The 24,509-nt window shown below is 63.0% G+C and carries 20 protein-coding genes and 2 pseudogenes; 11 read left to right on the plus strand and 11 right to left on the minus strand.

From position 1 onward, the window contains the following. The 11 genes and pseudogenes from AC5RU3_RS00005 to AC5RU3_RS00055 all read left to right on the plus strand — a co-directional run. Positions 1 to 1,472 (plus strand): LPXTG cell wall anchor domain-containing protein (locus AC5RU3_RS00005; RefSeq protein ID WP_493964533.1); only part of this gene is annotated, 1,472 nt, incomplete at its 5' end. Positions 1,473 to 1,765: 293 nt separating this feature from the next. After that, entirely contained in the window at positions 1,766 to 2,026 is a 261-nt protein-coding gene (locus tag AC5RU3_RS00010; protein WP_493964534.1) for a hypothetical protein, read from the plus strand. 122 nt (positions 2,027 to 2,148) lie between these two features. Continuing rightward, complete coding sequence (locus AC5RU3_RS00015; RefSeq protein WP_493964535.1) at positions 2,149 to 2,304, plus strand: hypothetical protein; 156 nt, start codon at positions 2,149 to 2,151, stop codon at positions 2,302 to 2,304. 157 nt (positions 2,305 to 2,461) lie between these two features. Next, positions 2,462 to 3,646: a hypothetical protein gene (locus AC5RU3_RS00020; RefSeq protein WP_493964536.1), complete on the plus strand. Its 1,185-nt coding sequence runs from the start codon at positions 2,462 to 2,464 to the stop codon at positions 3,644 to 3,646. A 130-nt stretch (positions 3,647 to 3,776) separates the two neighbouring features. Next, positions 3,777 to 4,532: pseudogene (locus AC5RU3_RS00025) on the plus strand (peptidase dimerization domain-containing protein); the annotation flags it as partial. A gap of 32 nt (positions 4,533 to 4,564) precedes the next feature. Beyond that, positions 4,565 to 5,987 (plus strand): annotated as a pseudogene (locus AC5RU3_RS00030) (aspartate ammonia-lyase). Between the two features lie 126 nt (positions 5,988 to 6,113). After that, on the plus strand, positions 6,114 to 7,301 hold the full coding sequence (locus AC5RU3_RS00035; RefSeq protein WP_493965136.1) for a DNA adenine methylase: 1,188 nt from the start codon (positions 6,114 to 6,116) through the stop codon (positions 7,299 to 7,301). A 40-nt stretch (positions 7,302 to 7,341) separates the two neighbouring features. Then, positions 7,342 to 8,301 (plus strand): ParB/RepB/Spo0J family partition protein, encoded by a 960-nt coding sequence (locus tag AC5RU3_RS00040; RefSeq protein WP_493964537.1) that lies wholly within the window; start codon positions 7,342 to 7,344, stop codon positions 8,299 to 8,301. Beyond that, positions 8,279 to 9,244 (plus strand): restriction endonuclease, encoded by a 966-nt coding sequence (locus AC5RU3_RS00045; RefSeq protein ID WP_493964538.1) that lies wholly within the window; start codon positions 8,279 to 8,281, stop codon positions 9,242 to 9,244. The genes AC5RU3_RS00040 and AC5RU3_RS00045 overlap by 23 nt, the downstream gene beginning before the upstream one ends. A gap of 815 nt (positions 9,245 to 10,059) precedes the next feature. Continuing rightward, the gene (locus tag AC5RU3_RS00050) at positions 10,060 to 10,746 is read left to right on the plus strand and encodes a RusA family crossover junction endodeoxyribonuclease (protein WP_493964539.1); all 687 of its coding nucleotides are present in this window, start codon (positions 10,060 to 10,062) and stop codon (positions 10,744 to 10,746) included. An 81-nt stretch (positions 10,747 to 10,827) separates the two neighbouring features. Further along, positions 10,828 to 11,019 carry a hypothetical protein gene (locus AC5RU3_RS00055; RefSeq protein ID WP_493964540.1) on the plus strand — a complete coding sequence of 64 codons (192 nt, stop codon included), beginning with the start codon at positions 10,828 to 10,830 and terminating at the stop codon, positions 11,017 to 11,019. 573 nt (positions 11,020 to 11,592) lie between these two features. On the opposite strand, the gene AC5RU3_RS00060 is transcribed toward AC5RU3_RS00055, so the two are convergent. From AC5RU3_RS00060 to AC5RU3_RS00110, 11 genes are all read right to left on the minus strand, one after another. Beyond that, positions 11,593 to 13,299 (minus strand): IlvD/Edd family dehydratase, encoded by a 1,707-nt coding sequence (locus AC5RU3_RS00060; protein WP_493964541.1) that lies wholly within the window; start codon positions 13,297 to 13,299, stop codon positions 11,593 to 11,595. Beyond that, positions 13,296 to 14,450, minus strand: coding sequence for an acyl-CoA dehydrogenase family protein (locus AC5RU3_RS00065; RefSeq protein WP_493964542.1), 1,155 nt, complete (start codon positions 14,448 to 14,450; stop codon positions 13,296 to 13,298). Before AC5RU3_RS00065 ends, AC5RU3_RS00060 begins: the two co-directional genes overlap by 4 nt. Before the next feature lie 5 nt (positions 14,451 to 14,455). Further along, positions 14,456 to 15,664 (minus strand): CaiB/BaiF CoA transferase family protein, encoded by a 1,209-nt coding sequence (locus AC5RU3_RS00070; RefSeq protein ID WP_493964543.1) that lies wholly within the window; start codon positions 15,662 to 15,664, stop codon positions 14,456 to 14,458. Positions 15,665 to 15,792: 128 nt separating this feature from the next. Beyond that, positions 15,793 to 16,653, minus strand: coding sequence for a fumarylacetoacetate hydrolase family protein (locus AC5RU3_RS00075; protein WP_493964544.1), 861 nt, complete (start codon positions 16,651 to 16,653; stop codon positions 15,793 to 15,795). A 39-nt stretch (positions 16,654 to 16,692) separates the two neighbouring features. Next, on the minus strand, positions 16,693 to 17,466 hold the full coding sequence (locus AC5RU3_RS00080) for an SDR family oxidoreductase (RefSeq protein ID WP_493964545.1): 774 nt from the start codon (positions 17,464 to 17,466) through the stop codon (positions 16,693 to 16,695). Then, positions 17,466 to 18,356 carry a dihydrodipicolinate synthase family protein gene (locus AC5RU3_RS00085; RefSeq protein WP_493964546.1) on the minus strand — a complete coding sequence of 297 codons (891 nt, stop codon included), beginning with the start codon at positions 18,354 to 18,356 and terminating at the stop codon, positions 17,466 to 17,468. The genes AC5RU3_RS00080 and AC5RU3_RS00085 overlap by 1 nt, the downstream gene beginning before the upstream one ends. Then, a complete protein-coding gene (gene lhgO, locus AC5RU3_RS00090) occupies positions 18,353 to 19,585 on the minus strand; it encodes an L-2-hydroxyglutarate oxidase (protein ID WP_493964547.1) in 1,233 nt (410 codons plus the stop codon). The genes AC5RU3_RS00085 and lhgO overlap by 4 nt, the downstream gene beginning before the upstream one ends. Then, positions 19,582 to 20,811: an MFS transporter gene (locus AC5RU3_RS00095; RefSeq protein ID WP_493964548.1), complete on the minus strand. Its 1,230-nt coding sequence runs from the start codon at positions 20,809 to 20,811 to the stop codon at positions 19,582 to 19,584. Before AC5RU3_RS00095 ends, lhgO begins: the two co-directional genes overlap by 4 nt. After that, on the minus strand, positions 20,811 to 22,961 hold the full coding sequence (locus AC5RU3_RS00100; RefSeq protein ID WP_493964549.1) for a TRAP transporter permease: 2,151 nt from the start codon (positions 22,959 to 22,961) through the stop codon (positions 20,811 to 20,813). The genes AC5RU3_RS00095 and AC5RU3_RS00100 overlap by 1 nt, the downstream gene beginning before the upstream one ends. Beyond that, positions 22,958 to 23,461, minus strand: coding sequence for a hypothetical protein (locus AC5RU3_RS00105; RefSeq protein WP_493964550.1), 504 nt, complete (start codon positions 23,459 to 23,461; stop codon positions 22,958 to 22,960). The genes AC5RU3_RS00100 and AC5RU3_RS00105 overlap by 4 nt, the downstream gene beginning before the upstream one ends. Before the next feature lie 15 nt (positions 23,462 to 23,476). Next, positions 23,477 to 24,490, minus strand: coding sequence for a TAXI family TRAP transporter solute-binding subunit (locus AC5RU3_RS00110; protein WP_309072808.1), 1,014 nt, complete (start codon positions 24,488 to 24,490; stop codon positions 23,477 to 23,479). Positions 24,491 to 24,509 lie beyond the last annotated feature (19 nt).

Consider the following 24,509-nt stretch of genomic DNA (forward strand, 5'->3'; position numbering starts at 1 on the left):
GTGGCCACGGTGGCGATGGTGATGGTTACGAGGGCGGTACCGATGGTGGGCTGCTCGGCGGTGTAGTTGCTGACCTGGACGCTGTTGCTCCGATCAATGTCGGCGGTAACGCGGTCTCGGTGATCGGCGATTCCTCCAGCAGCGGTTCCAATTCGTCCTCGGACGGTTCCACTTCCGGTGATGCCTCGAACGGTGGCCACGGTGGCGATGGTGATGGTTACGAGGGCGGTACCGATGGTGGGCTGCTCGGCGGTGTGGTTGCTGACCTGGACGCTGTTGCTCCGATCAATGTTGGCGGTAACGCGATCTCGGTGATCGGTGACTCCTCCACGGATGGTTCGGATTCCTCGGCTGGTGGTTCCACTTCCGGTGATGCCTTGAACGGTGGCCATGGTGATGGCTACACGGGCGGTACCAATGGCGGGCTGCTCGGCGGTGTGGTTGCCGACCTGGACGCTGTTGCTCCGATCAATGTCGGCGGGAATGCGATCTCGGTGATCGGGGATTCCTCCACGGATGGTTCGGATTCGTCCTCGAACGGTTCCACTTCCGGTGATGCCTCGAACGGTGGCCATGGTGATGGCTACACGGGCGGTACCAATGGCGGGCTGCTCGGCGGTGTGGTTGCCGACCTGGACGCTGTTGCTCCGATCAATGTCGGCGGGAATGCGATCTCGGTGATCGGGGATTCCTCCACGGATGGTTCGGATTCGTCCTCGAACGGTTCCACTTCCGGTGATGCCTCGAACGGTGGCCATGGTGATGGCTACAACGGCGGCACCAACGGTGGGCTGCTCGGCGGTGTAGTCGCTGACCTCGAAGTACTCGTACCCATAAACGTCGGATGCAACGCCGTTTCAGTAATCGGAGACAGCAAAACAACTGATTGCGGTTCCGCCGCGGGCGACCCAGAAACACCTGTGGATCCTGTTGATCCTGTTGATCCGGTTGATCCGGTGGATCCGGTGGATCCGGTTGATCCGGTGGATCCGGTGGATCCGGTTGATCCTGTCGATCCGGTGGATCCTGTCGACCCTGTCGACCCTGTCGACCCTGTCGACCCGGTTGACCCGGGCGCACCCGCTGAGCCGGGCACGCCTGTCACCCCAGTTGACCCGACTGATCCGACTGACCCGGGTGCACCTGCTCAGCCTGGAACCCCTGTCACCCCGGTTACCCCTGTCGACCCGACCAACCCGAACGCTCCTGCAGCGCCAGGTGGCTCGTCGAATGCAGGTAGCAACGGCACCCCGCGCGCGGAAGGTCCCGCCGGTTCTGAATCGACGGTTGTCTTCGCCCATACCGGCATCACCGCTAGCGGAGATACGAAGGCTTCCGCCGCTGGCATGGCAAACCGCAGCGCCCTCGCTGAGACCGGCACCGATTCGCTGGTGCTGCTCCTGATGGGCGGCCTACTGTTGATCGCCGGCACCCTACTGGTCGCACGTCGTCCGCGTACGGCGGGCGCCTGACCGAGGAGAGTAGCGGCCGGAGCCCCGGAAGGGGCTCCGGCCAACGCGCATACCCTTCTGCACGTCCCTTCACGGAATATGCAGTGCGGTCTGCGCCGTCTGTTCTAGCCCCAATAGTCGGAGATGGTGGCTTTCGTCGCTCGCTTCCTCCTAAACCTTCCCTTGCTTTGGTTCCTGCTAGGTCACGGACTGCCACGGTTACCCTCCAGTTAAGGTTTCCCAAGCAACAGTTCACTTAGGTTCGGAAGCGTTGGTGCGTCCCTGTTCGAGACGTGCGCAACGAGGAGCCAATCATGAGAAAACCCTTGGGGTGCCATAGCACTTGCTTCCTGACCTCCTGCGGACAGGAGGACGGCCCTGCCGAAGGTGCTGGTTCCAGCGATGCCGGCACGCTCGTTGTCTACACGAACTCAAACTCGGAAGGTCGCGGCGAGTGGCTGCAGGCGAAAGCAGCCAAGCCAGGATTTGAGATTGTTGGAGCCTGCGGAGCTGATGCCACGAACAAGCTCATCGCAGAGAAGACAACCCCGTTGCCGACGTCGTATATGGATTGAACAACGTCTACTACGAGCAGTTGAAGAAGGAGGACGTTCTCGAGCTCTACACGCCGGAGTGGTCCGGGGAATTCGACTAAGCTCTCGCCGACCCCGCAGAGGCGAAGGCCTACTGGCCGTTGGTGCAGCAGGCCATCGTGCTCGCATACAACGCGGACACTGTCAGCCCGAACGAAGCCCCAAAAGGCTGGCCCGAGCTGTGGAGCAAGGACGAGTACAAGGACCGCTACGAGCGAGTCAACGGGACGGAAGGCGCTTCTACGGCGCCGGTCCGGTGAGCCGGCGAGGGCGACGCACGGTGACGGGCTTCGCCAAGGTTGATTGGAACTTCAGGTGCTGTTCACGTCCTCCCCGGCCGACGTTTCCACGTACCGGCCAAGGTGGATGGGCATGCCAACAGCGGCTTCCCGCCGACACCGACTCCCGGAAAGATCCATGAAGAAGAACATCACACCACTCGTCACCATAATCGCTGTAGTTGCTGGCCTGGGCGGTGCTGTCCCTGCGGCCGCAGCACCGGCTGACCTGCAGGCACCGGCAGCGCACGCCGAGGCGCAGCGCGCCATCGAGAACTATCCGTTAACCATCGACTCAGGCTCCTGGGACGCCGGCCATATTCAGGGCATCGCAATAGATGAGAAGAACGGGTATGTCTACCACTCGTTCACGAACATGCTGGTCAAGACCGACCTCGAAGGTACCGTCATCGGGACGGTCGAAGGGTTCACCGGCCACCTCGGTGACCTGGACTTCAACACGAAGGACGGCCGGGTCTACGGCTCGCTGGAGTACAAGGCTGAGGAATCCTTCTACATCGCGATCTTCGACGTCGACGCGATTACTGAGGTCGGAATGGACGCCGAGGACTCGGGCATCGTCACCGCCGTCTACCTGGAGGAAGTGGTCGAGGACTACACCGCGGATATGAACGGCGACGGCCGGTTCGACGGCAACACCGGCAACACTGCCGATCACCGCTACGGCTCCAGCGGTATCGATGGCGTCAGCTTCGGCCCCGAGTTCGGGAAGAAGAACGGCAAGCAGCAGCTGATGGTCGCGTATGGCGTCTACCGTAACAACGCCCGCAGCGACAACGACCACCAGGTGCTCCTGCAGTACGACGTCTCCGGCTGGAAGCAGTACGAACGCCCGCTCACCCAGGCCGATTCGCACACCTCCGGTCCCGCCGAGGAGGACGCCAAGTACTTTGTCCACACCGGCAACACTCACTATGGGGTGCAGAACCTGAGCTACGACGACGACAGCCACCTCTGGTACATGGGTGTGTATCGCGGCAGCAAGCCCGAGTACCCCAACCGGACGCTGTACGTAGTGGACGGAACCGTTGCACCGGAAGAACAGGCCATCGAGGGCCAGCCCACCGAGGAAACCGGGTTAGTGTTGCCGCTCCTGCAGCAGGGCCTGCAGCACGAACCCACCGGGATCTACGGATGGGAATTCAAGTCCGACGTCGGCATCGAGCCGATCGGTGACGGCTACTTCTACGTCGCCCGCGACTTCGACGATCACTCCAGCGGCCGCAAGCAGGAAGCAGCCACTCTTGAGCTCTATCGGTGGACCGGCGAGGGCGCTTCCGGGTTCGTGAAGGTTGTTCGCTAGATAACACGAGATAACACGCGCTCTCGCTCTGGCAATGAGCAGATCTTCACCGCTCCGGTTCCTGCGGGCAGCTCCACCGCAGGAACCCGACATCGTCGTCGCTACAAGAAATGGCCGTAATGATGTTGCGCCGGCGGCGGAGGGAGGCGGCTTCGGGAGGATCGAGCTGCTGAAGCGGGGCGCGTTCCAGGGGCTGGATGTGGCCATGATGGCGCATCCCAATCCGGTGGACTCGGCCGATGCCCGTCCCTACGCCGTCGCGCACAGTCACATCGAGTTCCAGGGGAAGTCGGCCCACGCGGCTGCGTACCCGGAGATGGGCGTCAACGCTAACGATGCGTTCGTCGTCGCGCAGGTAGCGCTCGGTCTGCTGCGGCAGCAGCTGCCGTCCGGCACTCGAGTGCACGGGATCCAGACCCGCGGGGGAGAGGCGCCGAACGCCATCCCGGAGAAGACCGAAGGCCGCTGGTACGTCCGGGCTGAAACGCTGGCGGATCTGTCGGCGTTGGAGGAGCGGGTGTACCGGTGTTTCGAAGCCGGCGCACTGGCCTCGGGAACTGAATTGACGATCACGCCGGAGTCCGAGCCGTACTCCGAATTCCGCACCGATCAGCGGGCCCTCGAGTTGTATGTCCAGCACGCCGAGTCGCTGGGCCGGAACTTCAATGCGCCGCCCGAGCAGGCAACCATGAACCGCGCCTCCACCGACATGGGCAACGTGTCGCAGGTGGTTCCGGCCATCCATCCCTATATAGGTCTGGGCTGCTTCCCGGCAGCCAATCACCAGCCCAGCTTCGCGGCCCACTGTGTCGGTGAGGCAGCGAACCAGACAATTTACGACGGCGCTGCCGCCCTGGCGCTGACCGCGCTGGACTATCTGGCGTAGCCCTTATTTCTACATCCACTCAGAAAGAGATCATGAACAGCCAAGAGTCACCGTCGACTGGCAGCGTTCGGTTGGAGCGAGACAGCCTCGGGGAGCGCGAAGTTCCCGCCGATGCCTATTGGGGTATCAGCACTTTGCGCGCTGTGGAGAATTTCCCGGTCAGTGGGCGCACCATCGGCAGTATGCGATCGATGCTGTGGGGCTTCGGTGCGATCAAGGCAGCGGCTGCGAGGACCAACGAGAAGCTGGGGCTGCTGGAGCCGGCACAGTCGGCGGCCATCCAAGCGGCGTCCCGAGAGGTGATGGACGGGCTGCTCGATGAGCACTTCGTTGTCGACCGAATCCAGGGCGGTGCCGGGACCAGCACCAACATGAACGTGAACGAGGTGATCGCGAACCGCGCACTCGAGATACTCGGTCATGGGAAGGGCGATTATGCGGCCTTGCACCCGATTGACGACGTGAACCGCAGCCAGTCGACCAATGACACTTATCCGACAGCCATCAAGATCGCTTTTCAGCGTGAGTTGATCACTCTCTGCGACGAGCACGAGCGGCTCAGTGACGCGTTCGCGACTAAGGCTTCTGAGTTCGCCGACATCGTGAAGGTCGGGCGGACCCAGCTCCAGGACGCCGTACCGATGACGCTGGGCCAGGAGTTCGGCGCGTTCGCCGAAACTCTTCGTGAGGACCGGAAACGAATGCTCGAGCTGCTGCCCCACCTGCGGGAGTCCAACCTCGGTGCAACCGCTATCGGTACTAGGATCACAGCGCCGCCCGAATATCGTGAAGCGGTCATCGAAGAACTGAATGCGCTGACCGGTATGCAGCTCGTCTCCGCCACTGATCTGGTGGAAGCGACGAGTGACACGGGCGTCTTCATGCTGGTGTCCGGTGTGCTGAAGCGAGCTGCCGTGAAGCTTTCGAAGATCTGCAACGACCTCCGCCTGCTTTCTTCGGGCCCGCAAACCGGCTTCGGGGAGATCTTCCTTCCGGCGGTTCAGGCCGGTTCGTCGATCATGCCGGGCAAGGTGAACCGGTCATCCCGGAATGGTGAACCAGGTTGCCTTTCGCATTGTCGGGGCCGATGCGACAGTGATGATGGCTGTGGAAGCTGGGCAGCTCCAGCTCAACGCGTTCGAGCCCGTCGTCGCTGATGCCCTTCTCGAATCGCTCGCTTGGCTGACTTCTGCGTGGCGTCTCCTCCGCACACACTGCGTCGATGGAATCCGGGCCAACACGGCGGTCCTGCAGCAGCGGATGCTTGAGTCCATCAGCGTTGTCACAGGTTTGGCTCCACTGATCGGGTACGCGGCGGCAGCTGACTTGGCCAAAGAAGCACTTGCCAACAACCGAACAATCGCAGCATTGGTAGCCGAACGTCGCCTGCTAGATACGCAAAGGTTGAGCCGCGTTCTGTCGCCGAGACATTTAGTCGGTTTGGACCAGAGCTAAATTTCGGCTCCGACCTCTTCGCGGCGCGGCATACGAGCAGTTGAGTGTGCTTTCGCTATCCTGTGGTCAACGGTACATCTGCAAGGTGCCGCGCGGAATGGGGGAAATCGAGTGGTTGTGCGCTATATGGGCACCAAACGTCACATGGCCGACCACGTTCGCGACACCATTTCCAATCTCGCTCAAGACGGACGAGTCGTTGATTTATTTTCCGGCATGGGGAGCGTGGCAGAAAGTCTTCAAGATACAGCATCGGTCGTCACTAATGATGCACTAAGCTTCACCGCCGCTCTTTCTCGCGCGCGATTCACTACCTTGCAGCGCTGTGCATCTTCCCGGGATACAGCCACGAGACTGAGACCTGCATTCGCCGCGCGACTTCGCGAGCTGGAAGCCAAATACCGTGAGCAGTTGCGCTCCGAGGACACCGCGCTCGCGGGAACACGCGAAAACCTCGCCTCGTATATGGAGCATGCTTCTCATGTTGGGAACTCCGCAAGCCACAGGCGAGCAGCACGTACTGCGGCTGTGTCAAGCACTTCCGAGCACTACGAGCTTGCAACCTTGTACTTCTCGGCGGGCTACCTAAGTCTTCGGCAATCTATCGAGGTTGACGCCATCCGCTCGGCGATCGATCTGGATAACCAGCTCGACGACCGAGACTGGTTACTAGGGTCGTGGATTGCCGGGGCATCCGTGCTTGTCAACGCGCCCGGACATACGGCGCAATTCTTGCGCCCAAATTCCCCCTCTGCTCACTCCCGCATCATCCGGACCTGGACCCGTTCAGTGTGGGATGAGTTCGTCGACGCTCTCGACACAGTTACATTGGTCGGTAGCGAGGAGTGGCGGTCAGGGAACTCGGTGTTCGTGAGCGACGCTCTTGACTTGATCAGCGCGGGCCAGCTGGAGAATATCGGTACCGTGTATGCCGACCCCCCGTACACCAAAGATCAGTACAGTCGTTACTACCATATGTACGAGACGCTATATCGATACGACTACCCAGATTCAAGTGGAGCGGGTCGAAACCGATCGGATCGCTTCACGACGGGCTTCTCCTTGAAGAGCGCCGTAGTAGCTTCCTTTCATGATCTCTGCCGGAACGTCGCGAGAATGCGGGTACCGCTCGTAGTCAGCTATCCTTCCGCTGGCTTGCTCTCGGAGATGAATTTGTCTGTCGCGCAAATCGCCACTGAATACTTCACTGATGTGCGAACCTTGTCTTTTGAGGCGAACCACTCAACTATGGGCGGGTCCACAGGAAAGTCCAAGAAGACGGCAACGGAGAACTTGTATGTCTGCACCATCTGAGGGAGCTTCCATTCAAGCAACGGGAGCTGATGGATTCAATGTGACTGCCGAGCTGCGCGAGCTCAATGTTACGGATGTTGTCGCAAACGATGCGAACCCGCGTCTAGATTTCCCGCAAGATGAGCTGGACCGACTCTCTGGATCAATCGATCAGGAAGGGGTATTGGTACCGATCGTCGTCTACCCAAGGGGCGAGAAGTTCGTCTTAGTTGACGGTGAACGCCGCTACCGATGCGCGCGAGACTTGGGCCACGCAAGGATTCCTGCGCTAATTACGACAGAACGCAGCGAACGTGAAGTGTTGCAACAGATGTTCAACATTCATCTCATCAGAGAGCCGTGGCGAGACATTCCCACAGCAAAGGCTCTCCAACGCCTTGCCGAAGATATAAAGGCGAGTGAGCAGCGCGAACCGAACGACATCGAACTTCGCGACCTGACCGGACTTTCCATCGAACGCGTGCGACAGTTGCGGTACGTGGTGACGCTACCAAGTGAGTGGCAGAACTACATCCGTGAAGAAACAATTCCGCTCAACTTCTTCTGGGAATTGAAGAAGAACGTCGTCGACGCTTTACGTAGCAACCGCCCGACAATTCTTCAGGAATACGGCGAAGACAAAGTCAGTGCGGCCTTCGTGCAGAAGCGACTCGACCAGGTGATCACGGACACCGTCAGCCTCAGAAAGGTGTCGCCAATCATCAAGTTCGCTGCGCAAGACGCGGCGTCGAATGCAACCGGTGAATCGTCGATCGACACCTCTATTCGGAATCTGATCGACAAGCCTGACACCACTATTGACGATGCATATGAAGACACTGTTCAGATGATGGTGGAGGTAGACAAGCTCGGACGCCGTACAACTTCCATGATTGCTGTCTTTAGTCGATTGCTCTCTCAAACTGCAGGCACACCGGACAGTGAAGAAGTGAAACGGCTCGGGCGCGAATTTATTTCTCAGTTGGGGGCCCTACTTGATGCCGACGAGCAATCCGCCTGAGTTCGAGCGCACAATCGTCGACGAAATTCTGGATGACCCAGGGTCAGGCCGGACGGTAAGCGCTGAGGAAATCGAGGGTCTGACCAGGGAAATTTGCGCTGCCCCCGACTGGGCTCATTGGAGGCAAGACATTGAAGTTGACCTCGGACCGAAAAAATGGCGCCCGTCCGCTGTCTCTGGCAACGGTGACCGATTACTATATGTTTTCCTTCAGAACGAGCTGCCACGTTTTGTAGTCGAACGGTTACGACTGGCCGCATCGTTGGGGGTTGCGGTGACCGTCGCCCTCCCTATCGCTTCACTGTTCAAGCCAGACGTTGTCGAACTTCTTGTTGATCTCGAAGCTGATGTGCTCGTGATAGACGATTACGTTTCCGCGAGGCGCTTCGCGTCCCGCCCCATACTCCTAGCCCTAGCCGAAGTTGAGGTGCCGATCGCGCCTACGTCACGAAGGACGATATGTAGAAGCATCTGGGGTCGGATCAGTGAGGGAACTGCGCAGCAGCGGGGTGCGCGACTGGAGGCGTTGCTCGCTTTCCTGTTTTCTCAGGTCAGCGACGTCAAAGTTATCGAACGAAACTATCGAACTGAGACTGAAGAGATAGACCTAGTCCTCCAAGTGGACAATTTCAGTCAGAGGGTATGGCAAAGACCAGGAGTACCATTCATCCTCGTTGAGGCGAAAAACCGCGCGGACAAGGCGTCTCAACAGGTGATGTCAGTTCTTCTCACGAAGTTGCAGACAAAGCGGGGAACCTCTCGCATTGCCTTCCTCATATCACTCGCCGGTTTCACCGAGGATGCGAAGCTGCAGGAGCTTCGGTTCTCGACACAGGAAATTTGTGTTGTGATGATTGACCGATCACAACTCCAAATGCTGATTGAGTGTGAAGACCTCGATGGAGCGCTTGAAGGTTTAGTACGTCATGCGCTTCTGCGGTGAGCGCCACGGATCGGCGCCCGGGACAGCCCCTCCACACGAATTGATCTGCACGGGACGTCCGCAGAGTCACGATGAACACCTCCCGGGTTGATCCGCGAAATACATCCGCGCAGTATTGCGGAAACGCTGTCGGAACGGTGAAGTCCTTCATGTAGTGCTCGCCGGACGGGTTCAAATCCCTGAGCACCGGCGTGTCGGTGCTCATCCGGCCCAACTTTTCCAGCGAGAGCTCGATCCCGAGCAGCTCAGGGATAACCGTCCTGTGCATGATGTACGGAACCATCGAGGGCCGACAACATCTGCAGAGCACTCTGGAGCTCTCTCAGGCGCCACTGAATCGATAAAGGGGCAACCTAGCAGTACCCACCATGTGCGAGTTCAGATGACCTGATTTCCAAGTCTCCCGCGCCGGATGCAGCCCACCACGATTGGCACTAAGTGTGGTTATTGAACGGCTCACTTGACGTGCCTGTTAGTCGCAATTGGCTCGTGATCAACGGAATGGCTGGCCCCAGGCAGCGCCACTCAGCAGTTGCGCCGGCACCGCCGTGTCACGCCCTCCGTCAGCACGAGAGCGTCGGTCTGACATCTTCGCATACAGCCGGTGCCGGTGTTTGGAGTGGCCATGTTCACTTATCGACGGAGTCGAATCCCAAATCGATGGCTTCGAAAGTATTTAGAGGCTGGCAGTAAGCTGCTGAAAGCGGAGTCACGCCACTAAGTTGTGCTAGCCCGGAACCCGGAACCTGCTCGGCTCGGCTCGGCTCGGCCGTATTCGGAAGGTAATGGCAGGCATTCGGGCGGTAAGGAGGAGCATGCTCGCTGGAGAGCAAGACCAGAAGTTTGTCGTGCGCCAAGGAGGAATCCCGGCTTGGGTTGAAGTTGTCGGTTATACCGCGCCGCTGTCGCTTCAAGCGGAGACGGCGCGGAAGCGCGCTTACATGGAAGCGCTATCTGTTGCAGTTGCCGAGGGTACGGACATTCTGATGCTATGCGACGTCAAGGTGGAGATCGATTGGTATGTTGATGCCGACGTGCGATATAGAACGAGCCGTGTAGCGGACGTCGACAACATTGTGAAGCCGATGCTTGATTCTGTTTCAGGTGCTGACGGCATAATCGCCGATGATGGCCAAGTGCAGGCGATTGATGTTCGGTGGATGGATAAGCTAAGCCTCAAACAGGACTTCCGGCTCCGCGTGAGCCCGCTGTTCGACACCGACGCAGCGTACCAGCGTAAGGGCATTCGGTTCGTTGAGTTCAGTCCCTCCCAATGCTTCCCCGTCCCAGGGGATCTCAACCCGGCCCAGGTCACGGCTTGGCTCAACGCAGTCAAGCATCTCCTTGATGCACGCCAAGCACTGCTGCGCCGCGGCGCTTCAGAACACGACACTCGTATGCTCCAGCCAATCCAGAGATTCTTTCCGAGTTCGCGATTGAAGATGAATGGGTTCACCCCGATTCAACTGGAGCAGATCACGGGGACGACGCAGACGAAGTGAGGACTTTCACCGGCGCGATAGTGTCGCCGAAAGAATCGCGACGGCATGAGGTGATTGTTTCAAGCGGCCTACGATCCGGTGATGGATACCCAGATGACGGCAACCTTGCGCCAACTCATCAAACAGCGCTACTTCTCATCGCCAGACTTCAGCGGCTCGATTCTCAGCGAGAAGGAAGTGGGGCTCATCGCGGAAGCAGATAGGCTTGTCAACGGAGGCGAAGTACAAGTTGTAGACGAGGATGATTATCCCAATCCGCCTTACTGCGAATGACGGATCGACCGAAAGAATTCGAACGGATGGTTCGACCGTCAGGTAAGGAGTTTGACGCCTTCGTCTTGCAGCTGGATCAGATGCTTCCCGATAACCTACTCCACAGCTTTCTTGACCGGTTGGCAGCTCACAAAGTGGACGAGAATGGCAACGTAATGGGTATCATCAGTCGGTTCAAACAAGCCCTAATAGGCATGAAGGTGCCAAGAATGGAAGTAGATTCAGTTCTTGCACCTCTTCTTGCAGTACGTGAATCGCGGCAGAAACACATTTATCGTCTGTGAAGGTCTCGATACCTCCAGCCAAGCGTTCATTCGTTCCATTCGAAGGATGCACCTGCACCATCGAGCTGTTATGTTCCTTAGGTAGGCGGGTACCATGACGACGGATGAGTAGTGAGTTTGATAGTTCGGCGGCGCCCCGGCGCGCCTATCCCTCAAGACGCGCGCACCGCGCGGGGCCCTATATGGTTGTGGTTGCTCCGCCCGATTACGGTCGCAACGGTAGGGATCTCATGGATCCGCCACGTTGATCGTTGCGTCGTCAACAGGTGACACCGCTTGTTCAGGCCTATCACTGTGCCAGGAAGCGAAAGTCGCAGCCCTCGTCGGCTTGGGTTACCTCTCGGACGTAAAGGCGTCGGTATCCACGGTCGGGAAGCTCCGGTGAAGCAGGACCCAGCTCTGACTCTCGCCGCTCGAGTTCCTGCTCGGGCACCTCCAACTGCACCAACCGCCGGCTCACACTCAACGTGACCATGTCCCCGGTCCGCACTAACCGCAACGGTCCACCCACAGCCGACTCCGGCGTCACGTGTAACACCACGGCACCAGCCGCAGTGCCGGACATCCGTCCATCCGAAATACGAACCATGTCCTTCACGCCTTGCGCAGCGAGCTTCTTGGGGATCGGCAGGTAGCCGGCCTCCGGCATACCGGGGTTCCCTACCGGACCAATGTTCTTTAGTACCAAGACCGAATCAGCGGTGACCTCGAGCGAAGGGTCATCAATCCGAGCAGCCAGGTCAGCCGCGTTCTCGAACACCACCGCCGGCCCCGAATGCTCAAGCAACGCAGGCGAAACAGCCGCTTGCTTGATGATCGCCCCACCCGGCGCCAGGTTCCCCCGCAACACAGCCAGGCTGCCCTGCGGATAGATCGGGTCATGCAGCGGCCGGATGATGTCCTGCGGGAAGCCGGGACCGGCGTCGTCGATCTCTTCACCCAGCGTCCGCCCGGTCACGGTCAGCACATCCCTATTGATTAGCGATCCCAGCTCGCGCAACACAGCGGGCACACCGCCGGCACGGTGGAAGTCCTCCATGTAGTACTTGCCCGACGGCTTCAGGTCCACCAGCACCGGCGTCTCCGCGCTCATCCGGTCCAGCTCGTCCAACGACAGCTTGATACCCAACCGCCCGGCCACAGCGGTCAGGTGAATGATCGCGTTCGTCGAACCACCGATCGCCAGCAACATCCGCAGCCCGTTCTCAAAGGCAGCGGGCGTCAGGATCGACGACGGCGCAACTCCAGCCGTAGCCAGAGCAACAGCCTGTGTCCCGGTAGCTTCAGCGATCCGCACCCGGTCCGCCGTCACCGCAGGAGCCGACGCCGACCCAGGCAACGCAATCCCCATCGCCTCGGCAATGCACGCCATGGTGCTGGCCGTTCCCATCACTGAGCAGGTGCCGACGCTACCTACGAGGCGCGAGTTAACGTCGTCGATCTCTGGCTTTGAAATCTCCTGCGCGCGGAAGCGACCCCAGAACGCGCGGCAGTCCGTGCACGCACCGACCCGCTCACCGCGGTAGCCGCCGGTCAGCATCGATCCGGTGACCAGCGATATCGCCGGTACACCGGCCGACGCCGCACCCATCAGCTGCGCCGGCACCGTCTTGTCGCACCCGCCGATGAGCACGACGGCGTCCATCGGCTGCGCCCGAATCATCTCCTCGGTGTCCATCGACATCAGGTTCCGGAGGAACATGCTGGTGGGGGAGGAGAAGCTCTCGTGCACCGAAATGGTCGGGAACTCCACCGGCAGCCCGCCCGCCAGCATCACGCCCCGCTTCACAGCCTCCACCAGCGCCGGCATGTTGCCGTGGCACGGGTTGTAGCCGCTGCCGGTGTTCACGATCCCGACGACGGCCCGGTCCAGCGCATCGTCCGAATACCCGGCGCCCTTGATGAACGCCTTCCGGAGGAACAGCGAGAACTCGGCGTCGCCGTAGCTGGTGAGGCCGCGGCGCAGGCCGGAAGGGCCGGAGTCAGACGAACTCACCGGAACGCAGGCGTGCCGGTGATGTGGTTGCCCAGGATCAGGGTGTGCACTTCGTCGGTACCCTCGTAGGTGCGCACGCTCTCCAGGTTGTTCGCATGCCGCAGCGGCGAGTAATCCAGCGTGATCCCGTTGCCGCCGAGCATCGCCCGAGCTTCCCGGCAGATCTCGATTGCCTCGCGGCAGTTGTTCAGCTTGCCCACCGAAATTTGGTACGGCTCCAGCTGTCCGGCGTCCTTCAACCGGCCCACCTGGAGCGCCAGCAGCATGCCCTTGTTGATCTCGAGCGCCATATTCACCAGCTTCTGCTGCGTGATCTGGTAGCCGGAAAGGGGCTTGCCGAACTGCAGGCGCTCCTTCGAGTAGTTCAACGCAGCCTCGTAGCTGTCCCGGGCGGCACCCATCGCGCCCCAGATGATGCCGTAGCGCGCCTCGTTCAAGCACTCGAACGGTCCGCGCAATCCGCGGGCGTTCGGCAGCATCGCTGACTCCGGCAGCCGCACGTCCTCAAGCGTGATGTCGCACTGGATCGACGCGCGCATCGAGAGCTTCTGTGTGATCGCGGTCGCCGTGAAACCCGGTGTATCGGTCGGCACCACGAAGCCGCGGACGCCGTCGTCGGTCATCGCCCAGATGATGGCGATCTGTGCCACCGTTGCCAGCCCGATCCACCGCTTCGCGCCGTTGAGCACCCAGTCGGATCCATCGCGCTTAGCGTTCGTGATCATCGATCCGGGATCAGAGCCTGACCCGGGCTCCGTCAGCCCGAAGCAGCCGATCACCTCGCCCTTCGCCATCCGCGGCAGCCACTCGTTCTTCTGCTCCTCGGACCCGTGCTTGGCGATAGCGCTCATTGCCAGCGACCCCTGGACACTCACGAACGTCCGCAGGCCCGAGTCGCCCGCCTCCAGTTCCATGGCGGCGATACCGTACTCAACGGAGCTGCGGCCCGGGCAGCCGTACCCCTTGATGTGCATGCCGAGCAGGCCCAACTCGGCCATCTTCGGCACGATCTCCAGCGGGAACACCGCGTTGTCGTACCACCCGGCGATGTTCGGCTTGATCTCCGCGTCCACGAAGGAGCGCACGGATTCACGCAGGGCGAGCTCCTCGTCGGAGAGGAGCGAGTCGATGGACAGAAGGTCAACAGTCATGGTTCTTACTTTCCCGTCGGAGTGAAGGTTGAATCAGAGGCCGAAACAGTGGAGGTAGCGGCGGAGAGCGACGCGAACGTCGCATCGTTGTGCTCACCGAGCAGCGGCGGCAGGCGCCGGTAGCTGGCGGGGGTTTCGGACAGGTGGATCGGGTTGGCGACCTGGTGACTGGTGCGCGGGCCGTCGTCGTCGGCCATTTCGACGGCGGGATCAAGTCCCAGCTGCTCGGCCAGTTCCAGCGCCTCCACGATGGAGTTCACCTTCCCGGCCGGGACGCCCTCCTTGGACAGGACGGCGGACCACTCCGCTGCGGGACGCTTGGCGAGCTGCTCCTCGAGGAGCGACTTCAGCTCGTCGCGGTGGGCAACCCGCTGGGTGTTGGTCCTGAACCGCTCATCGTCGGACATCGAAGGCACCCCAAGGATCCGCACCAGCGACGCGAACTGCCGGTCCGTTCCGACAGCAACAGCGAGAGGCCCATCGGCGGTGGCAAGCGTCTCGTACGGCGCAATCGACGGATGCGCATTCCCCATCCGCTGCGGCGCCTCGCCGGTGGCCAAAGTGCTCGACGCCTGATTCACCAGCCCCGCCAACAGCGACGACAACAGGTTCACGTCGATCCGCTGACCCACCCCGGACGCATCCCGGTGTCGCAGCGCCGCAAGAATCCCGACGACGGCGTTCTGCCCGGTCAACACGTCCACCAGGGCGACGCCGACCTTGCTCGGCTCCGAATCCAGCGACCCGGTCACGCTCATCAGCCCGCCGACGGCCTGCACCAGCAGGTCGTACCCCGGAAGGTGGGCCCCCGCCGTCGCACCGAATCCGGTGATGGAGCAGTAGATCAGCTCCGGCTTCGAAGCGTGCAGGCTCTCGTATTCCAGCCCGAACTTCTTCATCACGCCCGGCCGGAAGTTCTCGATGACCACGTCGGCATTCAGCGCCAACTCCCGCGCCCGCGCGAGCCCCTCGTCGGTCCGCAGGTCACACACCACCGAGCGCTTGTTCCGATTCACGCTCGAGAAGTACGTGCCGACGCCGTGCTCATCGACAGGCGGCGTCCAGGACCGGGTGTCATCCCCGGCAGGGCTTTCCACCTTGATGACGTCCGCCCCGAAGTCGGCGAGCATCATCGACGCATACGGCCCCGCGAGCACACGGGAAAAGTCGGCGACCCGGATGCCCTCGAGGGGGCCTGATCCTGATGTGCCCATCGTCATCTCCTTACTTTTGGTGCATCGAGTGGGCGCTGGCTACGAGGTTCCGGGCGGGAACCCGTTCTCGGCGCCCACTCGATGGTGGTGCTGGGTGGTACTGAGCGGTGCGTGGTCCTCGTTGAAACTCAGGTCCCCGCAACCACGGGGTTGGTCAGGGTGCCCACACGCGCCACCCGGGCCTCCGCAACATCGCCCGGCTTGACGTGGATCGCACCCGGCGTGCCGGTGGAGATGATGTCGCCGGGGTACAGCGGCATCACCTTGGAGTGGAAACTGATCAGGTACTCCGGGCTGTACCGCATGTGCGCCACCGTATTGGTCCGCAGCACCTCGCCGTTCACCACCGTGGACACCTCCATGTCCGCGAGCATCCCGTCGCCCACGGCCTCGGCCAGCGGCACAATCCGCGGCCCGAACGAGAAGAACCCGGGGAAGTTCTTGGACCGCGTCAGGAATCGGGGATTCCGCTGCAGGATGTCCTCCGCCGTCTGATCCAGCACGGGCACGACGCCGGCCACATAGTCCAGCGCCTCCTCCACCTCCACGTTGCGGCAGTACCGCCCGATGACGACGGCGACTTCGCCCTCCGCGGTGGTCCGCTCACTCTGCGACGGGATGGGAATGTCCTCCCCGGGCCCGATGATGGTGTGGTCGCCCTTGATGAACGACGCCGGTTCCTCCGGCACACCCTCGGACAGGTCGGATGCGTGCTCCACATAGTTCAGCCCGATGCCCCACAGCATCCGTGGGTGCCGGTACGGCGCGCCGTAGGTGACCTCGGAGGGGTCCCGGAAGGTGCCGCCGTCGGCCGCGTTGGCTGCCGCCTCCAGCTGGTCAACCAGCTCCTCAACCAGGACGTCCCGGATGTCACCGTGAAAGCCGGGTATCAGGTCCTGGACCAGCGCGACTCCGCGTTGCGGGTGGACAACAGCAGCCAGCTCGTCCGCGCCCATTCGGATCGAGCAAAGGTGCAAGGTGTGATTCATGGTGTCTCCCAGACTGGTGTTCAGGTAGTAGGAACGGGGCTAATAGGAACGGACCAGGCCGCCGTCGCAGCGGATCTGCTCACCGGTGACGTAGGCTGCCGGCTCGCTCGCAAGGAAAGCGACGACGGCGCCGAACTCCTCCGGCTTGCCGTACCGGCCTGCGGGGATGGTCGCCTCGGAGGAGGCGCGGGCTTCCTCGGGCGTCTTGCCGGTGCGCTTTGCTGCGGCCGCGTCGAGCGACGCCACCCGGTCCGTGTCGATACGGCCGGGCAGCACCATGTTCACGGTGATCCCGTCGGCAGCCACCTCGTTGGCGAGCGTCTTCAGGTACCCCGCGAGCCCGGCACGGCCGATATTCGACAGCGCCAGGTTCGGCAGCGGACTCTGCACGCCCGAGGACCCGACGGCGACAATCCGCCCCCAGCCGCGCTCGCGCATCCCGGGAAGAACCAACGAAACGAGCCGGATGTGCTGCAGCAGCAACTGGTGCACGGCGGCCAGCGCCTGCTCGTCGGAAACATCAGCTGCACCACCCGGCGGCGGACCGCCGCTGTTGAGGATCAGCACGTCGATCGGACCGAACGCCTTCTCCGCCTCCTGCACCAGCTTCTCCGGCGCGCCCTCCTCGGTCAGGTCCATACCGAGCCCGACGGCGGACGGCAGCTTGGCTGCCTCGGCCTGCACCACGTCCTCGCGGCGGGCGGCGAGCACCACGTTGGCGCCCTCCTCAGCCAGCGCCTGGGCGATGGCCAGCCCGATCCCGGAGCTCGACCCCGGCACCAGTACGTTCTTTCCCTTCAGACCCATATCCATCAGGCGAGCTCCTTAACAGCATCGAGGTGTGCGTCGATCATGTCGGCCAGTTCCGGCGGCAACGTGGGCGACGGCGGGCGGACCAGAGCTTCGGAAATAATTCCGCGCCTCCGAAGGATCTCCTTGCGCAGCGCGAGGCCGATCGCCGGCTGACCCTCGAAGTTCGCCAGCGGCAACCACGGCGCGAAGGCGTCGCGGGCAGCGCGGAAGCCGCCGTCGTCGTTCGCGGTGATGGCAAGCTGCAGCGCCTCCGGGTGGGAGAAGCCGGTCATGGCGCCCGCGGCGCCGGCGGCGAGTTCGTCGATCAGGCCGACGCCGCCGAGCCCACCGAACACCGGCACGTCGGTCTTTGCCGTGAGCTGCGCGATCGCCACAGCGGTGGGCGGCGCCTCCGACTTCACGGCCGCGATGAACGGGCAACGCTCGACGACGGCGAGGATCTGCGCAGTGTTGATCTTCACGCCCGAGGCCACGGGGTAGTCCTGCAGCACGATGTCCGCGCCGGTCGCCTCGTGGATCGCAGTCAAGTGCGCTACTAGAAGGTCGGGCTGAGGGGTGTTCACCTGAACCATCAGCGCGGCAAGATTAGACCCGGCCGCCTCGCCCGCCGTGCGGGCCTGCTCGATCGCCACCTGGGTGGTCCGCGCCGACAGCCCCACCACCAGCGGCGTCTCCCCGGCGGCCTCCGCCACGGTGGAGACAGTCAGGATCTGCTCGCCGGTGTCCAGCGAAACACCCTCGCCGAAGACGCCGAGCACCACCATGCCAGTTGCCGGGATGTTCGTGTACAGCTCGACCTCGCGCTTCAGCGACTCAGTGTCGACGGCGAATGTTGGACCGGCGAAGGGCGTCGCCAGTACGCCCCACAGCCCTTTCTTCAGATGCGTCATGCGGCTTCCTCACTGTCAGGGTTCTGTTCAAGTACGAGCGAAACGATGTGTTCGGCAATCGCGAGCGACGACGTCGCGGCCGGCGACGGCGCATTCCGCACCGCCAGCACCGACCCGTGACGGGTAATGCGGAAGTCATCCACCAGCGAGCCGTCGCGGTCCAGCGCCTGGGCGCGGATCCCGCTCGGCCCCGGAACGACGTCGTCAATGGTTAGCTCCGGCACGTACTTGCGGGCCTCGTTCACGAAGCGGCGCTTGCTCAGAGAGCCGACCATTTCGACAGCGCCGGTACGCCAGTGCTGCTTCGCGAAAGCCCGGAATCCGGCGTACCCGACGGCGTCGCCGAGGTCCCGCGGTGACACAGTGCCCCAGCCGTACGCCTCGCGGGCCAGCGCCAGCACAGCGTTCGGGCCGACCATCACCTCGCCGTCGGTCCGCGGGGTCAGGTGCACGCCGAGGAACGGGTAGCGCGGGTCCGGCACCGGGTACACCAGCCCCTTCACGAGCGACCGCTTCTCCGGCTTCAGCAGGTAGTACTCGCCGCGAAACGGCACGATCTTCGGGTCCTCCTGGTCACCGGCCAACTTAGCCACCCGGTCCGCGTGCAGTCCGGCGCAAATGATCACCGCGTCGAAGATCTCCCAGGTGTCAGCGCCGTTGTGCGTCCCGGTCACGAGCGTCTCATTCCCGCGGCTGGTGATACCGGTGACCTGGAACCCGGTGTGCACGGCGCCGCCGGCGGTCACGATGTCCTCCGCGAACGCGCGGGTCACCGCGCCGTAGTCCACGATCGCCGTGTGCGGGGAGTGCAGCCCGCCGATACCTTCCACATGCGGTTCCAGCTCCCGAAGCTCAGCGCGGTCGATGATCCTCACACCCGGGACTCCATTGGCCCGGGCGCGGGTCATGATGTCTCCCAGCCGCGATTCCTCCACCGCGTTCCGGGCGACCAGAACCTTGCCGCACTCGTCGTAGATGAGCCCGCGTTCGCCGCAGTACTCCTTCAGCAGCTCCACACCCCGCCGGCACAGCTTCGCCTTCAGCGATCCCGGCGTGTAATACAGTCCCGCATGCACGACGCCGGAGTTCCGGCCCGTCTGATGCGCGGCAAGCTCTTTTTCCTTCTCGAGGACGGTGACCTTGGCATCCGGCTGCTGCTGAAGCAACCGGCGCGCGACGGCGGTGCCCACAATGCCGCCGCCGATCACCGCATAGCGTGTGGCTGTCATGAAGTCTCCTTAACTGGTAGCAAGAACCGTGAACGAAGGGTAGGAACCGGATTTCCCCGCGACTTGCGGATCAGCCGGCGCCCGATGCGGAAGGTCAGGGCTGCCACCAGCGCTACGACGCCGGCCACCACCCAAGCGGTCGAGTACGAGGTGGCGCTGACCAGCAGCCCGAAGAGCAGCGGTCCGCCGGCCGCGCCGAGCGAGAGCCCGGTCTGCACCACGCCCGTTGCCGAGGCGGCCGCCAGCCGGTTATCCCGCACGACGGCGAAATGCAGCAACCCCGGCCAGGTCCACCCCGCGCTGTAGGCGAGGAGTGTGCCGATCACCATCAGCGCAGTCGAGCCGACACTGAGCATGTAATAGCCGACGACGCCGGCCACCAGCAGGTTGGCGATCAGTACGTAGGGGCTGCGGGTCGGCATCCGGTCCATCAGCGCGCCGAGGAGAATGCGGATAGCAAGGCCGACTACCGCCGCACCGGCGAAGAGGAATCCCGCGGTGCTGGGTGCGATTCCTGACTGCACCATTGAGTCGACCAGGAATACGCCGAGGGAGGTGGCCGCAGCAGCGGCCAAGCCGGCACCGATGGTGAGAACAATGAGCCCGGCACGCGGGGTGCCGCGGTCTTCCGGGTGGTCTGCCGCCGTCGTCGTTGTTAAGGGTGCCTGCCCGCGGAAGAGGGCCCAGACCGCGAGGGAGAGCGCAAGGAGAGCGCCGAGGAAGAACGCGTACCGCCAACCGAACACCAGCGCGATCCCGGGAACCGCGAGCCCGCCCAACAGCGACGCCGCGGGGATGGAGGACTGCTTCACGCCGAAGGCAAGGCCCAACCGGTTGCTGCCGATGCTGCGCGAAATACCAAGGTTCGCCGAGGGTTGCGCCATGGCGTTGGCGAGGCCGCCGATGAACAGCGCCGCCACCAGAACGGGAAATGACGGTGCTACTCCGGCCCCTGCCAACGCCACGGTCGCCAGACAAGCAGAGAAAACCATACCCCGGCCGGCACCGACCCGCTGAACCACCCCGCCCAGCGGGCGCGCCAGGGTTCCGGACACGGCGAACAGTGTTGCCGTTGCGATGCCCATCTGCGCCGGCCCCAGATCGAGGTCGTCGCGGATCTGTACCGCCAGCGCGCCCAGGAGGAACGCGGGCAGTACCCCGGTGGTGGTGACCGAGACGGCCTGCAACAGCGTGGTCACAGGCCGCCCGGAGGACGGTATGGTCATCAGCTTCTTGAGATTGCCGGAGCGGGTTCTTCATGTGCGTGCCGCTTCCTGCGGATGAGGTGCAGTACCAGCCCGACGACGATCAGCGCCGCGCCCACCGCCAGGTACAGCGGCTCCATGACCAGCATCGGCAGCGAGCCGAGACCGATCAGGACACGCTCAACCAGGTTGGCCGGGCCGAGAATCCAGCCGCCTGTAGCGACGGCGAGTGCTGCGACGGCGACGGTCGAGACGGCCAGCGCCATCAGGATGGTGCCGATCCCGCCCTGCATCAGCAGGCCGATGCCCGGACCGGTGAGCACGAAGATGAACGGCACGAGGAACGCCGAGAGCGTGTAGCGCCAGGTCAGCCACATCGTCTTGATGGGCTTGCCGCCCGTGATCGCCGACGCCGCGAACGGGGAGAGCGCGGTCGGAGGCGACACTTCGCTGAGTACCGAGTAGTAGAAGATGAACATCGCGGCGGCGAACGCGGGAACACCGACGTCCTGCAGCGCCGGGCCGATGATCACCCACGAGATGATGAAGCTCGCCGTCACCGGCACCGCGAGTCCCAGCAGGATCACCGAGATAGCGGAGAACAGCGCCGTGAGGAACAGGGAACCGCCGGCGAAGTCGACGATGATGTTCGCCAGCTTCAGGCCGAGTCCGGTCAGGGTCATGATGCCGACGATCAGGCCGGCGGCGGCCATGACAGGGATGACTGACAGGGCGCCGGTGGCACCGACGGCCAGCGCGTCCCAGATGCGCTTCGGCGTCATCCACGACTGCTTGTCCAGGAAGCTGAGCACGAACGCCAGGATTGTTGCGTAGACAACGGCGCGGAACGGGGTCATGCCGAGCGCCATGAAGACGACGATCGCCACCAGGGAGCTGAAGTGGTATCCGAAGCGGAGCAGCAGCTTGCCGGCAGGCTGGGTATCGAACTCGACCGGCTTGGTCTTGAACTTCCGGGCGTCCATCTCGATGGCGAGAATAATGCCGAGGTAGTAGAGCAGGGTCGGGATGGTGGCCCAGATCAGGACCTGGAGGTAGGAGACGTTCAGCAGGGCGGCGATGATGAACGCCGCGGCGCCGAGCGTCGGGGGAGACATGATCGCACCGATACCGGCAGCCGCGAGGACACCGCCACCGTGTTCCTTCGGGTAACCGGCCTTCTTCAGCAGCGGCCACGAAATACCACCGAGGGTCACCGTGGTGGCCACACCCGAGCCGGACACCGTACCGAGCAGGAAGCCCGCCAGTGTCACCGTTCGTCCGGGGCCGGACTTTGACTGGCCGAACGCTGAGAAGGAAAGGTCGATGAAGAACTTGGTGGCGCCCGACGCCGTCAGCACGGCGCCGTAGATCGTGAACAGGATGATGTACGTCGCCGCCACATCCGTCGGCACACCGAAGATGCCCTGCGTTCCCATCACGTTGTGGCCCACCAGACGGACCCACCCGAACGACGACGTCTGGAACGGATCCGGAATGAACGGACCGAAGTAGGCGTAGGCGAAGAAGCCCAGCACCACGATCGGCACCAGGATCCCGACCGTGCGGCGGCACGCCTCGAGCACCACGAGGATGGCGATGGTGCCCATGATCAGGTCGAGGTAGGTGGGGATGATCGCGCGGCGGAAGAAGCCGTCCCAGTCGGTGATGATGTAAGCGAAGGGGACGACGGCGATGACCGCCAGCGCCCAGTCGAGAATGTGCGGGTTGTCCGCTCGTCCGGCTTCCTTGTCCTTGTCGGACCGACCCCAGCCTCGGTAGACCAGGAACGTCATCGACAGGCCGATCATCAGGAACGCCGGCAGGTAGAACTGGGTGGCCATGGGGTTGAACACCCAGTAGAGGCCGAAGACGGAGAGGGCCACGCCGATCACCTTGATGATCATGGCGGGCTTGCCGCTGAGGTGGCGGGCCGGCTTCTCGGCCTCGAACTCCGCGATCAACGCCTCTTCATCAATGGCATCTACGCTGCCATCCTTGTCCAGATGGGGTGAGGGCTGAAACTCCTCGGTCTCCTTGCCGTCCTTGCCACCTTTGCCGTGGGACGTTTCAGCCCGGTGGGAGCCTTTACCGTGCTGCGCCTCGGAGTGTTGATCCGTGGGCGGTGACGTGTGCGTTGTCGCGGCGCCTTTGCCGTCGTGTCGCTCGGTCATTGGGTCTCCTTGATATCTAGCACAACGAAGGGTTCGCCGTTCTCCACGAGTTGCCACAGTTCAAGCGGCTGCTCTCCGGGAACATGCAGGGTGCGCTGCCCGAGGTCGGTGGCAGCGATTGAGAGGGTGTCAAAAATCGCCGGACGGTCGGGGTTCGGCGGAACAACGTAGTTGCGCCGGTCGTCGGGGCCGGCCGGTGCGGGGGCGTCCGGGACGCCGTAGTACTCCTCGAGGACGGCGAGCTGATCGGCGGCGATCTCGACCAGGCGGTAGGACCCGTCCGGCTGCACCTCGTAGCGTTCCTCGGCGAGCGTCTGGTAAATCGAGTTTCGGTAGCTCACCGCGAAGGTGTCTCCGTCCAGGGGCACGCGGGCCAGCTCGCCGTCGTCGTTCATCACTGTCAGGGCGCGCTCCGGTGACCCGGTGCTCCCCGCGGCGATGCCCGCCAGTGTGCCGAGACACACCAGCGAAACAACGACGACGGCGGCTGACCTGCGCATGCCGGTTTGCCGGTCTTAGCCGGCCTGGTCGAAGTAAGCCTGCGCGCCGGGACAGGTCTCGACGAACGGAACCTCACCGGCGGTGGCGGGGTCCATCTCCTCCGCGGCGGGGTGCACCTGGATGAGCTGGTCCTTGTTCTCGAACAGGGCGGTGGTGATGTCCTGCTGGAGCTGCTCGTCCATGCTCGTCGCGGCCACGAGGATGTTCGGCGAGGCGATCACCGAGATGGGCTCGGTCTGGCCCTCGTACGTGTCGGCCGGGATTTCCTCCTCCACGTAGTATTCGCCGTATTCCTCGGCCATCGGCGCTGCATATTCGCCGATGGGGATGAGGACCATGTCGCCGTCGGCCGCGAGGTCGATCAGGGCACCGGTGGGCAGGCCGCCCGACCAGAAACCGGCGTCGATCGTGCCGTCACGCAGCGCTGCCACTGTTTCGGCGACACCGAGCTGGCGGCGGTCGATGTCCGCTTCGGGATCGAGACCGGCGGCTTCGAGTGTGCGCAGGGCGGCCACCTCGGTAGCCGAACCCGGGGCGCCCACCGAGACGACCTTGCCCTTCATCTCCTCAACGGTGGTGATGCCTGTTCCCTCAACCGAGATGGGCTGCAGGTAGTTGTTGTAGATGTTGCCGAGCGAGCAGATGTCGAGCGCGCCGCTCTCGAAGTCGTTCACGCCTTCGACGGCGTCTGCAACCACGTCGCCCACCGAGAAGGCGAGCTGCGCGGCGCCGCTCTGGATGAGCAGCATGTTGTCGACGGACGCGTTGGTCTCCTGAACCGTGGCGTCGTAGTTCTCGACGTTCTCACGGATGACGGTCGCGAAGCCGCCGCCCAGCGGGTAGTAGACGCCGCCGGTGCCGCCCGTGGCGATGGACAGGGTGCCGCCTTCGCCGGAGTCGGCGCCGCCTCCGCCTCCGCCGCCGCCGTCAGTAACGGGACTTCCGCAGGCGCTCAGGAACAGTGCCGGTGCAAGGATGGCGGCGGCAACGATGCGCGGTCCGCGAACCTTGTTCGTGGTGCTGGTCATGGGTTTCTCCCTTGATATG

This window comes from Arthrobacter sp. MDB1-55 (assembly GCF_059092925.1).